This window comes from Photobacterium swingsii, from assembly GCF_024346715.1.
Taxonomy (GTDB): domain Bacteria; phylum Pseudomonadota; class Gammaproteobacteria; order Enterobacterales; family Vibrionaceae; genus Photobacterium; species Photobacterium swingsii.
In genome coordinates this window covers 752,123-766,702 of record NZ_AP024852.1, presented here as the reverse complement: position 1 = coordinate 766,702, position 14,580 = coordinate 752,123, and the positions used below count along the sequence as shown (strand labels likewise).

At 45.2% G+C, this 14,580-nt stretch carries 15 protein-coding genes; 11 read left to right on the top strand and 4 right to left on the bottom strand.

Annotation, left to right across the window (positions count from 1 at the left end; all coding sequences use genetic code 11):
- The first annotated feature begins 4 nt into the window (after positions 1-4).
- The 7 genes from mrdA to lipA all read left to right on the top strand — a co-directional run bounded on the left by mrdA (position 5) and on the right by lipA (position 7,428).
- Positions 5-1,948 carry a penicillin-binding protein 2 gene (gene mrdA, locus OCU77_RS03750; protein WP_048900730.1) on the top strand — a complete coding sequence of 648 codons (1,944 nt, stop codon included), beginning with the start codon at positions 5-7 and terminating at the stop codon, positions 1,946-1,948.
- Complete coding sequence (mrdB, locus tag OCU77_RS03745; RefSeq protein ID WP_048900729.1) at positions 1,945-3,066, top strand: peptidoglycan glycosyltransferase MrdB; 1,122 nt, start codon at positions 1,945-1,947, stop codon at positions 3,064-3,066. The genes mrdA and mrdB overlap by 4 nt, the downstream gene beginning before the upstream one ends.
- Positions 3,067-3,870, top strand: a complete 804-nt coding sequence (locus OCU77_RS03740) for a septal ring lytic transglycosylase RlpA family protein (RefSeq protein ID WP_048900728.1) — start codon at positions 3,067-3,069, stop codon at positions 3,868-3,870.
- 222 nt (positions 3,871-4,092) lie between these two features.
- Positions 4,093-5,268 carry a serine hydrolase gene (locus OCU77_RS03735; RefSeq protein ID WP_048900727.1) on the top strand — a complete coding sequence of 392 codons (1,176 nt, stop codon included), beginning with the start codon at positions 4,093-4,095 and terminating at the stop codon, positions 5,266-5,268.
- A gap of 156 nt (positions 5,269-5,424) precedes the next feature.
- A complete protein-coding gene (gene ybeD, locus OCU77_RS03730) occupies positions 5,425-5,700 on the top strand; it encodes a DUF493 family protein YbeD (RefSeq protein WP_048900726.1) in 276 nt (91 codons plus the stop codon).
- Positions 5,701-5,809: 109 nt separating this feature from the next.
- Positions 5,810-6,454 carry a lipoyl(octanoyl) transferase LipB gene (gene lipB / locus OCU77_RS03725; RefSeq protein WP_048900725.1) on the top strand — a complete coding sequence of 215 codons (645 nt, stop codon included), beginning with the start codon at positions 5,810-5,812 and terminating at the stop codon, positions 6,452-6,454.
- Positions 6,455-6,456: 2 nt separating this feature from the next.
- A complete protein-coding gene (lipA, locus tag OCU77_RS03720) occupies positions 6,457-7,428 on the top strand; it encodes a lipoyl synthase (protein WP_048900724.1) in 972 nt (323 codons plus the stop codon).
- 84 nt (positions 7,429-7,512) lie between these two features.
- Here the strand turns inward: lipA and bamC are convergent, their stop codons facing one another.
- Both bamC and dapA read right to left on the bottom strand, forming a co-directional pair.
- Positions 7,513-8,544, bottom strand: a complete 1,032-nt coding sequence (gene bamC / locus OCU77_RS03715) for an outer membrane protein assembly factor BamC (protein ID WP_048900723.1) — start codon at positions 8,542-8,544, stop codon at positions 7,513-7,515.
- A 30-nt stretch (positions 8,545-8,574) separates the two neighbouring features.
- Positions 8,575-9,456, bottom strand: coding sequence for a 4-hydroxy-tetrahydrodipicolinate synthase (dapA, locus tag OCU77_RS03710; RefSeq protein ID WP_048900722.1), 882 nt, complete (start codon positions 9,454-9,456; stop codon positions 8,575-8,577).
- 182 nt (positions 9,457-9,638) lie between these two features.
- Between dapA and OCU77_RS03705 the strand changes: the two genes are divergently transcribed.
- The 3 genes from OCU77_RS03705 to OCU77_RS03695 all read left to right on the top strand — a co-directional run bounded on the left by OCU77_RS03705 (position 9,639) and on the right by OCU77_RS03695 (position 11,316).
- Entirely contained in the window at positions 9,639-10,178 is a 540-nt protein-coding gene (locus tag OCU77_RS03705) for a glycine cleavage system protein R (RefSeq protein WP_048900721.1), read from the top strand.
- Positions 10,179-10,187: 9 nt separating this feature from the next.
- Positions 10,188-10,664, top strand: a complete 477-nt coding sequence (gene bcp / locus OCU77_RS03700; protein WP_048900720.1) for a thioredoxin-dependent thiol peroxidase — start codon at positions 10,188-10,190, stop codon at positions 10,662-10,664.
- 238 nt (positions 10,665-10,902) lie between these two features.
- Positions 10,903-11,316 (top strand): MarR family winged helix-turn-helix transcriptional regulator, encoded by a 414-nt coding sequence (locus OCU77_RS03695; protein ID WP_048900718.1) that lies wholly within the window; start codon positions 10,903-10,905, stop codon positions 11,314-11,316.
- A gap of 159 nt (positions 11,317-11,475) precedes the next feature.
- Here OCU77_RS03695 and OCU77_RS03690 read toward each other — a convergent pair whose 3' ends face one another.
- Positions 11,476-12,552, bottom strand: a complete 1,077-nt coding sequence (locus OCU77_RS03690) for an AI-2E family transporter (protein ID WP_107302313.1) — start codon at positions 12,550-12,552, stop codon at positions 11,476-11,478.
- Positions 12,553-12,560: 8 nt separating this feature from the next.
- Complete coding sequence (locus tag OCU77_RS03685; protein WP_048900717.1) at positions 12,561-12,791, bottom strand: sulfurtransferase TusA family protein; 231 nt, start codon at positions 12,789-12,791, stop codon at positions 12,561-12,563.
- 159 nt (positions 12,792-12,950) lie between these two features.
- Between OCU77_RS03685 and bepA the strand changes: the two genes are divergently transcribed.
- Positions 12,951-14,405 carry a beta-barrel assembly-enhancing protease gene (bepA, locus tag OCU77_RS03680; RefSeq protein ID WP_048900716.1) on the top strand — a complete coding sequence of 485 codons (1,455 nt, stop codon included), beginning with the start codon at positions 12,951-12,953 and terminating at the stop codon, positions 14,403-14,405.
- Positions 14,406-14,580 lie beyond the last annotated feature (175 nt).

Below are 14,580 nucleotides of genomic sequence, written 5' to 3'. Positions count from 1 at the left end.
GTCAATGAGACGACAGCGTACCCAGATCCGCGACCATCGGGCTGAGTCGGCGCTCTTTTTTCGCCGTGCTCTTGTCTCATTTATCGGCATTATCGTGCTGGTAGGCGTGCTGCTCACGAACTTGTACCACATTCAAGTAAGTGAGCATGACGACTATCAGACACGATCAAACGATAACCGTATTAAGGTTGTGCCTGTCGCGCCTAATCGCGGCATGATCTACGATCGCAATGGCATTTTACTGGCAGAAAACCGCCCAGTTTATGCGCTTGAAATTACCAAAGAAAAAGTACCCAATATTGAGGATACCTTTACACGCCTCAAAGTCCTGATGGGTATTACCGATGAAGACATCACTCGATTTGAAAAAGAACGCCGACATACACGTCGCTTCAAATCTATTCCTATAAAAGGCCAGCTTACCGAACAACAAGTTGCCCTATTCACGGTCAATCAGCACCGTTTCCCAGGGGTTGAAGTCAAAGCCTACCTCAAACGTTACTATCCTTACGGCGATGCACTCACGCATGTATTGGGTTATGTAGCCAAAATTAACGACCGTGACCTTGAGCGCCTCGAACGTGACGACAAAATCAGTAATTATAAAGCAACCCGTGATATCGGTAAGCTTGGTATCGAACGTTACTACGAAGATTTGCTGCACGGCACATCAGGCTACCAAGAAGTCGAAGTAAACAGCCGTGGCCGTATTATTCGTACCCTTAAGTATGTGCCGCCAATCCCAGGTAAAGACATCAAACTAAACTTGGATATTGATCTGCAACTGTTCGCGAAAGAACAACTTACCGTGCGCAGTAAAGATCCTGAAACAGGTGAAGAAATCGTAAAATATAAACGCGGCTCTATTGTCGTGATGGATCCTCGCGATTCAGCAGTTCTCGCCATGGTGTCTAGCCCAAGCTACGATCCTAACTTGTTTGTCCACGGTATTTCAGGGCCGAAATATCGCGCCTTGCTGAATGATATTAATCGCCCATTGGTTAATCGTGTCACGCTCGGTATTTACCCACCAGCATCAACGGTTAAACCTATGATCGCTGTCGCTGCCTTAACGGAAGGCGTAGTGACTGAGCGTACCGTACGAAATGACCCTGGTTATTGGAAAATTCCAAACTCGAATAGCCGACCATTCCGTGACTGGAAACGCTGGGGACATGGCAAGGTCAACATTCACAAAGCCATCGAAGAGTCAGTGGATACTTACTTCTATCAAGTGGCTTACGATCTCGGTATCGACCGATTGTCGGCTTGGATGACTAAATTTGGCTACGGTGAATACACAGGCATTGATATTCATGAAGAAAGTAAAGCCAACATGCCAACCCGTGAATGGAAACAAGCCCGCTTCCGCCAACCTTGGTATCAAGGCGATACCATCCCTGTCGGTATAGGCCAAGGGTATTGGACAGCAACCCCGCTGCAGATTGCCAAAGCGACAACGGTATTAGTGAACAATGGCATCGTTAGGGCGCCACACCTGCTGAAAGATATTATTGATGATAATGTCGAAAAGCCCGCCGTCTTTGACGAATACCCGCCAATCACAGGGGTTGACGACGAATACTGGGAAATTGCAAAAGATGGCATGAAACGCGTGCTATTTGGTGTCCGGGGTACCGCGCGCCGCGCCTTTTATGGTGCGCAATATAAAGCCGGTGGTAAATCAGGCTCGGCACAGGTATTTGGTTTGGCTGAAGATGAAAAATACAACGCTGAAGAGCTTGCTGAGCACTTACGCGACCACGCTCTCTTTACTGCCTTTGCACCATACGATAAGCCTGAAGTTGTAGTCTCTATGGTATTAGAAAATGCAGGGGGCGGTTCATCAAATGGTGGCCCTGTCGCTCGTCATATCTTTGACCATATGCTATTAAAACCACACCCACAAACAACCGACACAGTCTCGAACACTGAGGTGACCCAATGAGCATTATGGCCACGACAGGCAATAAGCGAACCCTGAGTGATCGCTTACATCTCGATTTTCCATTGCTGATGGGGATCTTGGCATTAATGTGTTTCGGCTTGCTTGTGATGTACAGCGCCAGTGGTCAGCACATTGAAATGATGGAACGCCAAGCTGTACGTATGGCGCTCTCACTGAGTGTCATGTTTGCCCTCGCACAAATCGCACCTCGTCACTATGAAACTTGGGCCCCTTATCTATTTGGCATCGGCTTGCTCTTATTGCTTGGAGTCTTGTTCTTTGGTGAAGCCTCAAAAGGTGCACAACGCTGGCTAAACCTCGGCTTTGTCCGCTTTCAGCCATCAGAGCTTATCAAGTTAGCCGTCCCACTGATGGTCGCCCGCTTTATTGGTAACAAACCCTTACCTCCAAGCTTTCGTAATATCGTGGTTGCATTAATGATGATCTTTATTCCCACGATATTGATCGCGAAACAGCCTGACCTCGGTACCTCTATTTTGATTGCGGCATCAGGTATTTTTGTTTTATTCCTATCAGGGATCAGCTGGCGCATCATTTTTTCTGCTGGTGTGCTTCTTGGGGCCTTTATTCCTGTTTTATGGTTCTTCCTAATGCGGGATTACCAACGAACACGGGTATTAACCCTGTTTAACCCAGAATCAGATCCTCTGGGTGCGGGCTACCACATTATTCAGTCAAAAATTGCCATAGGTTCAGGTGGACTCATAGGGAAAGGCTGGTTACATGGCACCCAGTCACAACTGGAGTTTTTACCTGAACGCCATACCGATTTCATTTTTGCGGTTATTGCCGAAGAATGGGGCTTAATTGGTGTAATGTGTTTATTGGCTATTTATTTATACATTATTGGCCGAGGGCTATTACTCGCGAGCCGAGCACAAACGGCCTTTGGTCGTATGATGGCAGGCAGTATTGTATTAAGTTTCTTCGTTTATGTTTTCGTTAATATCGGAATGGTCAGTGGTATTTTGCCTGTTGTCGGTGTACCGCTGCCATTAATCAGTTATGGAGGCACTTCAATGGTGACCTTGATGGCTGGTTTTGGCATTCTGATGTCTATCCATACCCATAGAAAAATGTTGTCAAAGGCGACCTAAATGCGTGTTATCTCCTTACTTATTGTCTTAATTCTGGCAGGCTGTAGCTCTACCCCTAGCGATGAGCGCTACGATATTGCTGAAGATGTGGCACCGGAACAATCGCCAACCTTAGATCATATTGAGGATGCACAACCTCGCTACGAGCCTAAAAGCCTCGCGGGCAACAAAGATTACACACTCCGTGGTCAGCGTTACGAGATCGTCAAAGACCAAAAAGGCTTCACTCAAGAAGGCAATGCGTCTTGGTATGGCAAAAAATTCCATGGCCACAAAACCTCCAACGGTGAAGTCTATGATATGTACTCAATGACTGCAGCACACAAAACGCTACCGTTACCGAGCTACGTCAAAGTCACCAATACCAACAATGGTAAAACCGCCATAGTACGTGTGAACGATCGTGGTCCTTTCCATGAAGGGCGCATTATCGATCTCAGCATGGCTGCCGCTTCCAAGCTTGATGTTATTAAGCACGGTACAGCGCCTGTAAAAATTGAGCTCATCACGATTGAAAAGCCAGCGTCTAGCGAAGAGTGGCACAGCGCTAACCCAAATCAGTATTTTGTTCAGCTTGCTGCAGTAAGTAATGAAGAAAAAGCGCAAAAAATTGCTGATCAACTAAAGGCCCAATTCCAAACCAAAGTGGATTTAATGAAGGTAGAAAAAACAGACATTTACCGTGTACGCTTAGGGCCTTATATCGATCGTGATGAAGCAATTTCACAACGTGACAAAGCAAAATCACAACAATATCCAAAAGCGTTTATCATTACATCCCAACGTTCTGTGGAACAAAAGTAACGTTTTACACTCAAATAAAACTAGCTGGATAATAGTCCTACCTTTTTCGGTCATCTTGCATCCAGCTGGTCAATAATACGGCCGAATATCTAGTCCGTAAGTTTGTCTCTGTCAGTTTTTCGCTAATCCCACCATAAGGAGCGATGTCAAAGGTGGTTGATTACTCTCAATCTGATATAGTGTGTCCAGTTTTTGACATCGCCCAATAAAGTTACATCAATCATGAAGAAATCTGCTGCAACTTTTCGATCGGTCGCTGCATCAGCTTTGATGCTGGCGTCGGTATCTGCCGTAGCGGCTCCAGCCGTTGTTCCTGAAGCCCCACAAATTGCTGCGAAAGGCTATGTTCTAATGGATTACCATTCAGGCAAAGTCCTTGCGGGCAACAAAGAATTTGTACAAATCCCACCTGCTAGCTTAACGAAAATGATGACCAGTTATGTTATTGGTCAAGAAATTAAGCGTGGCAACATCTCGATGGATGACACCGTTGTTGTCAGCAAAAATGCATGGGCGAAAAACTTCCCTGGCTCATCGAAGATGTTCATTGAAGTTGGTAGCGAAGTAAAAGTCTCAGATCTTAACCGTGGCATTATTATTCAATCCGGTAACGATGCCTGTGTTGCTATGGCTGAGCACGTTGCCGGCTCTGAAGATTCGTTCGTTGATCTCATGAACGGATGGGCAGAAAATATTGGCATGGATAAAACCCATTTTGCCAATGTTCATGGCCTAGATAACAACAACTTATACACCACACCGTATGACATGGCGCTACTCGGCCAAGCGTTAATTCGCGACGTACCCGATGAGTTCGCTATCTACAAAGAAAAATCATTCACTTACAATGGTATCACTCAGTACAACCGTAACGGTTTATTGTGGGATAAAAGCCTCAATGTAGATGGCATGAAAACAGGCCACACTAACAATGCGGGTTACAGCCTAGTTAGCACCGCGACAGAAGGCAAAATGCGCCTGATTGCTGTTGTGATGGGCACGAAGAGCGCCAATGCACGTAAAGCTGAAAGTAAGAAATTACTGAACTACGGCTTCCGCTTCTTTGAAACTGTATCACCACACAAAGCGAATGAAACTTTCGTCTCAGAAAAAGTCTGGATGGGTGATCGTAATGAAGTATCTTTAGGTGTTGATCAAGATACCTTTGTAACGCTTCCTCGCGGCCAAACTAAAGACTTGAAAGCCAGCTTTGTGCTAGAGAAAGAACTCAAAGCGCCAATTCAAAAAGGAACAAAAGTTGGTACGCTTTACTACCGTGTTGGTGATGAAGATATTGCTGAATACCCGCTAATTGCACTGAATGATGTAAACGAAGGCAGTATCTTTAGCCGTCTTGTTGACTACATCATGTTGCTCTTCAAAGGCTGGTTAAGCTAAGTTTTCTTCTCGAAAACAAGCAATTAAAAAGAGGTAGCTGAGGCTACCTCTTTTGCTATCTGCAGCTAAATCTCGCTAAACTGGCAGTCGGTAGCAAGATAGGTATAATAGCTCGCCTGAAATTGAGTTATCCCTTGCGGAATCCTGGAGTACAGAATGCAACAACAAGAACAGCCTAAACTAAAAGATCTGCTTGAGTTCCCTTGTAAGTTTTCATACAAGGTAATGGGTTTCAATAAACCTGAACTACCGGATCTTGTAGTTGAAGTGATTCAACGTCACGCGCCAGGCGACTACACCCCAACCGTTAAACCAAGCGGTAAAGGCACTTACAGCGCTGTTTCTGTCACAATTACAGCAACCTCTATCGAGCAAGTTGAAATTCTTTATAAAGAATTAGGCGAGATCGACATCGTTCGCGTTGTTCTGTAACTAGCGGCATCTAATACCCCTACAAATTGGCGGCTGAAATTTCAGCCGCCAAGCTTTATAATGCCAACCAAGAATAGCTCGGCCTAGCCGATATGAATTGGGTGATACAGTGCAAAAACATCTCATTATTCGACACCTAGGACGCCGTGACTACGAACCAACATGGCAAGCCATGCATGCGTTTACCGACGAGCGTACACCGGAAACAACCGATGAAATTTGGTTGGTCGAACACAATCCTGTATTTACTCAAGGTCAAGCTGGGAAAGCAGAACACCTGCTAAATACTGGCGATATCCCTGTGGTCCAAAGTGATCGTGGTGGCCAAGTGACCTATCATGGTCCTGGCCAATTGGTTGCGTATATCCTGCTCGATTTACGTCGTAATAAGCTAGGTGTACGTGATTTAGTCACACACATTGAAAATACAGTCATTCAAACGCTATCCCATTTTGGGGTAACGTCTAACGCCCGCCCTGATGCGCCGGGAGTGTACGTCAATAATCAAAAAGTATGCTCACTCGGTTTACGTATCCGTCGCGGTTGCTCTTTTCATGGCCTGGCACTCAATATAAATATGGATTTGGCGCCTTTCCTACGTATCAACCCTTGTGGATATGCAGGAATGGAAATGACGCAGCTTGCGTCACTGAATGGCCCATCAGAACTGACGGAAGTTCAGCCGGTACTTGTCGAAGAGCTTGTAAAACTGCTCGATTACCAGAGCGTTGAGTGGATAACGGAAAGCAATTAATTATGAGCAAACCTATAAAAATCGAACAAGGCGTCAAATACCGCGATGCCGATAAGATGGCCCTAATTCCTGTACGTAATGTGGCAGAAGAAGAAACGCCACAGGAAGTGCTGCGTAAACCTGAGTGGATGAAAATCAAACTTCCGTCAGACAGCAAGCGTATCCAAGAAATTAAATCAGCAATGCGTAAGAACAAACTTCACTCGGTATGTGAAGAAGCGTCTTGTCCAAACTTGGCTGAATGTTTCAACCACGGTACAGCAACCTTCATGATCTTAGGTGCTATCTGTACTCGTCGTTGCCCATTCTGTGATGTTGCCCATGGTCGTCCATTACCGCCGAATGCAGAAGAACCAGCGCACCTTGCTCAAACCATTGCTGACATGAAACTGAAGTATGTAGTGGTGACATCAGTTGACCGCGATGATCTACGTGATGGCGGTGCTCAACACTTCGCTGATTGTACGCGTGAGATCCGTGCGAAAAACCCATCAATCCACATTGAAACTCTCGTGCCAGATTTCCGTGGTCGCATGGATCGCGCACTTGAGATCCTACGTGATAACCCACCTAACGTTTTCAACCATAACTTGGAAACAGCGCCACGCTTGTACCGTAAAGCGCGTCCTGGTGCAAACTACCAGTGGTCACTGGATCTATTGAAGAAATTCAAAGAAATGCACCCAGAAGTACCAACAAAGTCTGGTGTAATGATGGGCTTAGGCGAAACCAAAGAAGAGATTATTCAAGTACTGAAAGATCTTCGTGCTCACGGCGTGACTATGCTGACACTAGGTCAATACCTAGCACCAAGCCGTCACCACCTACCCGTTGAGCGCTACGTGCCACCGTCAGAGTTCGACGAACTTAAAGAGATTGCATTAGAACTTGGTTTCACCCATGCAGCATGTGGTCCATTTGTTCGTTCTTCTTACCATGCCGATATGCAAGCGCAAGGTATTGAAGTGAAATAATTCAAACGAATTATCGCGACAATAAAAAACCGCTTCAGGCTTACGCCGAAAGCGGTTTTTTTGTATCAGATTTTCAACTAACCGTTAGCTTTTGCGGTTACTTGATTCAATCGCCTTACCAAAAACAGGGGCGATACTTTCTAATGCACGCTCTGTAATCGGCTTACCATCTGAGTCTGTGACGCTGAGCGAAGTTCGGTTACCCAAGTCACCCAATTGAAGCTTGTAAGTCGAATCATCAAGTTCTATTGGTTTAACACCAAGATCGGTCCAGAACTGATCATCAGGTGAACGGAATTTCACTTCAACGATACCTTGTGAACGGTTACGACCTTCGACGGTGAAGCCTAACTCATCAAGTAATGATGGCAAGCGTTCCCAGAACACGTTATACGGTGCACGTGCAATAATAACAGGCAGACCGCTACGATCTTGTCCCATTGTAATTGGGATTTGTTTCACCAACTCTTGCGCACGTAAACGGGCTTCTTCACGCACTTTTGCATCGTAGCGTGACGTCACCAAGTTAGTCATCAAGATGCTATAACGCTCTTTATTAATCACCGATACAGGCTCGTCTTTTTCGCCTTCACGCCAATCAATTAACGTAATTTGATAACTGTTGTCACCTGGCTTTTCAGACTTTTCGATCGTGTAACGGCTACTTACTTGCGTTTCGTCATCTTCATTGGTCCAAGAAACCCACTCAGTTTCTAAGCGACTTGCCGTTTGCTCTCGCAATGCGATGCCTTGCTCCGTAAGCATGGTTTTCGTTAATGACCAAACACCCGCTAACTCTTCGCTATTTGCTAATACCAAGGTAACACCGTCAGCATTTTTAACAACGCGAGCACCAGGGATCAATGCGAGCACTTGCTGCGGTGAGCGAATATCAACGCCCGCACCAATTTCACCGGCAAACGCTTGATTAGGGATTGCATACTCATTAGTAGCATAAGGCTCTGTACCTTCAGGCAACACCCAGTTGCTTAATGGCTTAGTTTCAAGATAAGTAAAATCCTGATTTGCCTGACGACGGCGTTCTTCACTACCCGAACATGCTGCCAAGCTGGCAACCATTAATGTCGTTAGTACGAACCTGTGTTTAGAATTCATTAATGCTCCTGCGCTCCTACGCGTTGCAAACTATTGCAGCACACCGCTCTCTTGCAATGCTTCAACCACTTTGGGTTGTGCTGACTCACTTAATACGGTTAATGGCAGACGTAACTCACCCAGCTCAATCAAACCTAGTTTATGCGCTGCCCATTTCACTGGGATTGGGTTAGATTCTACAAATAAGTTTTTATGTAAGCTCATTAAACGTGCATTGATTTCACGTGCAGCCTCAAACTGACCTTCGCGCGCCAATTTGAACATTTTTGCCATATCAGCCGCTGCAACGTTTGCCGTAACAGAAATCACACCATGACCACCGCGTTCAACAAACTCTAACCCAGTGGCATCATCACCGCTTAGTTGGATAAAGTCTTCGCCACAAAGTTCCCTAATTTGCTGCACGCGATCTAAATCAGCCGTTGCATCCTTAATACCCACGATATTGTCGATTTTCGCTAAACGCGCAACCGTCTCTGGTAATAGGTCAACAGCAGTACGACCAGGTACATTATAAAGGATTTGTGGTAAATCAGTGGCTTCAGCTATCGCTTTGTAATGCAGATATAAACCTTCTTGCGTTGGTTTATTGTAATAAGGGGTGACACTTAAACAACCCGCAACACCAGTACCAATGAAGAGTTTACTGAATGTAATGGCTTCGTGCGTTGCATTGGCGCCAGTTCCTGCAATAACAGGAATGCGACCGTTGGCAAGCTCGATAGTCTTAACAACAACTTTTACGTGCTCATCAACCGTTAATGTGGCTGATTCACCCGTAGTACCAACAGATACAATTGCATCTGTGCCTGCTGCAATATGATATTCCACCAAATTTGCTAGGCTAGTGTAATCCACTTCGCCCGCTTCATCCATTGGCGTGACTAGCGCAACCATGCTTCCTGAAAACATGTCCATCTCCCCTGTATATATATAACTTCATGGTACGATTGAGTGAATATAAACTCAAGCACGAGCGTAGGTAAAAGTACTATCTTGACAATAACTTGATAAGAAGTTGCTAGCGATGTCAGTTATCCCTGCTTAATACCTGTGCTACCATGCTTAAAAGCTAACAATACGACGTAGAGAATATGGAACATTACCTAGTTATTACTGCAGTTGGTACGGATCGCCCTGGCATCTCAGATGAAGTTACTCACTTGGTGACTCAATGTGGCTGTAACATCATAGATAGCCGTATTGCTCTGTTTGGCCATGAATTTACGCTCATCATGTTATTGTCTGGCAATGGCAATGCCATCTCACGCGTGGAAGTAACGCTGCCGCTCAAAGCTCAAGAGCATGAGTTACTCACCGTCATGAAGCGAACCTCTAAGCATAAAGCGCGCTTGTTCTCATACACTGCAGATTTTCATATCGAAGCAGATGATATGCCGGGGCTCATCGGCCAATTCACCCATTTTCTTGCCGCTCGAAAAGTCGATATCGCCTCATTAAGTGCCCATACTCATGAAGCCAGCGATACTGATAATACTGATCGTTTATTTATTCAAATCAGTACTAATATTCCCGAGGGTTGCAATCTCATGACATTACAAGAAGAATTCGAAGCCCTTTGCACCGATTTACTGGTGACAGGCACAGTCAATTTTGTTGGCCATAATCAATAAGGAAACACCATGAATACGTTGACCGCAGGTACTTTAGCCCCTGCTTTCACTTTACTTAATCAAGATGGCGAAGCGGTAAACTTAGCTGACTTTAAAGGCAAAAAAGTCTTGGCTTATTTTTACCCTAAAGCGATGACACCAGGTTGTACCGTTCAAGCTTGTGGCTTACGAGATAGCAAAGCAGAGTTAGATGCGCACAATGTTGTGGTATTAGGTATCAGTATTGATCCTGTAAAACGTCTGCCTAAATTTATCGAACGTGATAATTTAAACTTCACTTTATTATCCGATGAAGACCATGCCGTTGCCGATCAATTCGGTGTTTGGGGTGAAAAAAAATTCATGGGTAAAGTATACGATGGTCTTCACCGTCAAAGTTTCTTAATCAATGAAGAAGGTGTGATTGAACACGTTTTCAATAAGTTCAAAACCAAAGATCACCATGAAGTCGTACTAAGCTACCTAAATGAACAAGCGAACGCTTAATACATTATAGTGGTCTAGAAAGACTCAATGCCTGCGTTGCTCACCGCAGGCATTTTTATATGTTCGCACCCACCCTACGCTCAGCCATTAACGGCAAATCATAAAAATCGATATAATTCGACTTTCATCACTTTATTCATAAAAATCATCAATCAAACCTTGCTCTACAACCTCTACCTCAGATATAAAACCAGCCAGTTTGAAGTAAAACCAACAAGTAATATTAAGGATGATATTAATGAATGATACGCTACTTGGATTGATCTGGAACACCTCTCGCGCCGTACAAAATAAAGCGCAAAACACCGTAGGTTTAGTTTCGCCAGAACTCAATGCCGAACAAACGCTGATGCTGCTGAAAGAAGAAGACGGTTTACGCCCAATCGATATTGCCGAGCGTCTTATGCGCTCTAAAAGCTCAGTCACGAGTATCATTAAGACCGCACAACGCCATGGTTTAGTGGCGACTCGCCCTCACCCCCTGAAGGGCAACTCTAAGTGTGTTCACCTGACGAAAAAGGGCGTAATGATGTGCGATTCAGCGGGAAATAACATCCACTCACTGCTCGCTGAAGTACCGCAAGGTTTAACGCAAAAAGAAGTGGATACATGTCGTAAGGTGCTAGAGGTTACCCTCAACTGCTATCGTTAATACTTCTCTGGCTCGGTTAATATTCAGCTCTTACTGACGGCAGGGGCGTCATCGCCACTGAGGATAATGCTTAGATAAGCATAACTGGCGAAAACGCAGAAAAAATATAAAAAAATGGCGCATCTCAATGCGCCATTTTTCTCTATTAGCAAAATGTTATTACTCGGATTGTTCTATCAACTCATCCGCTTCTGTGGCTGAAAAAGCACTCCACACCGCTTTAACTAGGGTTGCTAATGGAATCGCAAAGAACACGCCCCAGAATCCCCAAAGCCCACCAAAGACCAACACCGCGATAATAATCGCCACTGGATGAAGGTTAACAGCCTCCGAGAATAAGATAGGCACAAGCACATTACCATCCAACGCTTGGATGATGCCATAAGCGACTAATAGCCACCAAAAGTCCGGCGAGATACCCCATTGGAACAAACCAACCATGGCCACAGGAATCGTCACCGCTGCCGCACCGATATAAGGGATCAACACCGAGAATCCGACTAAGACGGCCAGTAATAGGCCATAGCGTAAGTCTAAAATCACGAATGTGAGATAGCTGACCGAGCCGACGATAAGGATCTCTGTCACTTTACCGCGAATGTAATTCGAGATTTGCTGATTCATTTCCGCACCGACTTTACTCGCAAGACGGCGATTCTTTGGCAAGACGGAGCCTAAGATAGACAGCATTTCTTGCTTATCTTTAAGTAAGAAAAAGACCAGCAAGGGTACCAAAATAAGGTAAACACCGAGCGCAGCTAGACTTACCAACGAAGCAAGCGAACCTTTCACAACACTTTCACCCATACCCAAGACTTTTTCTCGTAGGGTACTCATGAAAGTATCAACTTGGTGTGGCTGCACAAAGTCAGGGTATCGTGACGGCAATGACGACACGTAACTCTGCAAATCATTAAACATGGTCGGCACATCAGACATCAAGTTACCAATCTGATGCCAGATAGTAGGCACAAGGCCAAATACCGCCATCACCATGAGTCCGACAAAGATCAATAAGACAACCGTCACAGACAAGGAGCGAGGCAAACCTATCTTATGCAAACGCGCAACGGGCCACTCCAGTAAATAGGCTAATACAATCGCCACCAATAGTGGTGCAATCAAATTTCCTAAGAAATAAATCGTTAAAAAGCCACCCACAAGGATAACCACCAGACTGGCTGCATCTGGGTCTGAAAAACGTCGCTTATACCAGCGATTAAACATATCGAGCATAACTGTCTCTATCTTTGCATTTTGGTGACAAAAAGAATCAGTGACTGCGGCGAGTCACTCTGTATTTCAATAGCATAACCATTATTGATTAAGTATCGGGGAATATCTTGTCTCGCGCCTGAATCAGAAACATGAATTTCCAGCTTTTGTCCCAAACTCAATGCGTTAACCGCTCTTTTGGCTAATAATAAGGCCATAGGGCAACGTTCAGTCATCAAATTAAGCAATTGCGTTTCCATTCCAGTGTGCTGACAGTTATTATCCATTCACGCATTGTAAATGACATCAGCTCGACAAAAAAGAAACCTGTACGGTGTTCTATTGTCTTATTGCTAATAGTCCCTGTTTTTCCTGGGCTAGCCCCAACAATTCAGACCAAAGGCGATTGTATTATTTCTATGTCCCGATTGAAGAAAGCCCCAGCTTATTTACTGATCACAGCATTGTTGAGTAGCAGTTTACCTATTCATGCTGAGACGTTTAACAGCTTACCAGAAATTGGTACAACTGCGGCTTCAACCCTTACAATAGAAAAAGAGCTAGAATATGGTGATGCCTACATGCGCATGCTACGTGCTAGCCGCCCGATCATCAGCGATCCTCTTTTGGCCGATTACGTCCAAGATTTAGGCCACCGTTTAGTCGCCAATGCCAACGATGTCCGTACCCCATTCAACTTTTTTCTGATCCAAAATCGTGAAATCAACGCCTTTGCCTTCTTTGGTGGTTATGTTGCCCTTCACAGTGGCTTATTTTTATATGCCAAATCAGAAAGTGAGTTTGCTTCGGTTGTTGCGCACGAAATTGCTCACATTACTCAACGCCACCTTGCGCGGAGTATGGAAGATCAAGCCAAGAAATCACCGGCGACCATGGCGGCAATGATAGGCTCACTCATGTTAGCAATCGCGTCACCTGAAGCGGGAATGGCTGCGTTACATGCAACCACAGCGGCTTCAGTTCAAGGCCAGATCAACTATACCCGCAGCAATGAAAAAGAAGCCGATCGCATCGGTATTGCAACCTTGGCTAAATCAGGCTTTGATGTACAAGCCATGCCACGTTTCTTTGGCCGCCTTGCCGATCAATACCGTTACGCCAGTAAGCCACCAGCCATGCTGTTGACTCACCCCTTACCGGAAGATCGTATTTCCGATACCCGCAGCCGTGCCAATCAGTTCCCAGCACGTCGTGTTGAACCTTCAGATCGCTACCTGCTTGCTCGCTCACGCATCGTGGCTCGCTTTGCAGGATTAGAAAGCGAAGCAGCTTTAGATTGGTTTGATCGTAAATTAAGAAAAGCCAAAGGCCAGCAAAAACTCGCGCTCAATTATGGTAAAGCACTGGTCTTGATTGACACAGGTAAGTACCAAGAAGCGCATGCCTTACTCGATCCTTTGCTTGTCGCTGAACCCAATAACCGCTTTTTCATTGACTCTGCAACCGATCTCGACATTGCAGAGAAGAAATATGATACCGCGATCAGTCGCCTACAAAGTGCATTAAAGCAAAGCCCAGAGCAAAAAGTATTGCGGTTAAACCTTGCCCATACCTATCAAGAAGCAGGAAAAGTCGACGACAGTCTCTCGATGTTATTACGCTACACCTACGATAATCCGAAAGATACCAATGGTTGGTATATGCTTGCTCAAGCGCAAGGTGAAAAGGGTAACCGTGCCGCCGAGCTCGCGGCTAGAGCAGAATTACTCGCACTACGTGGGTTGTGGGATAAAGCGATTAAAAACTACATTCAAGCGAGCCAACTGGTTGAAGTTAATTCTCTCGACCAAGCCCGTTACGATGCCAGAATCGATCAGCTGCGTTTATCTCGTGAGAAATTTGCAGCGTTGTAAGCACGCATAGCCCCTTACAACAACTGAAACCACCTATCGCGATCACACATCCCACGTGATCGCGATAGCAAAGCCACTGACACACGCCTTTCAATACCCCTGTATTCCCTTACAATGAAGCATAACTCCCACTTCGCTCAACACGTTACTGGGAGGTCTAAAATAAAATGGAGAA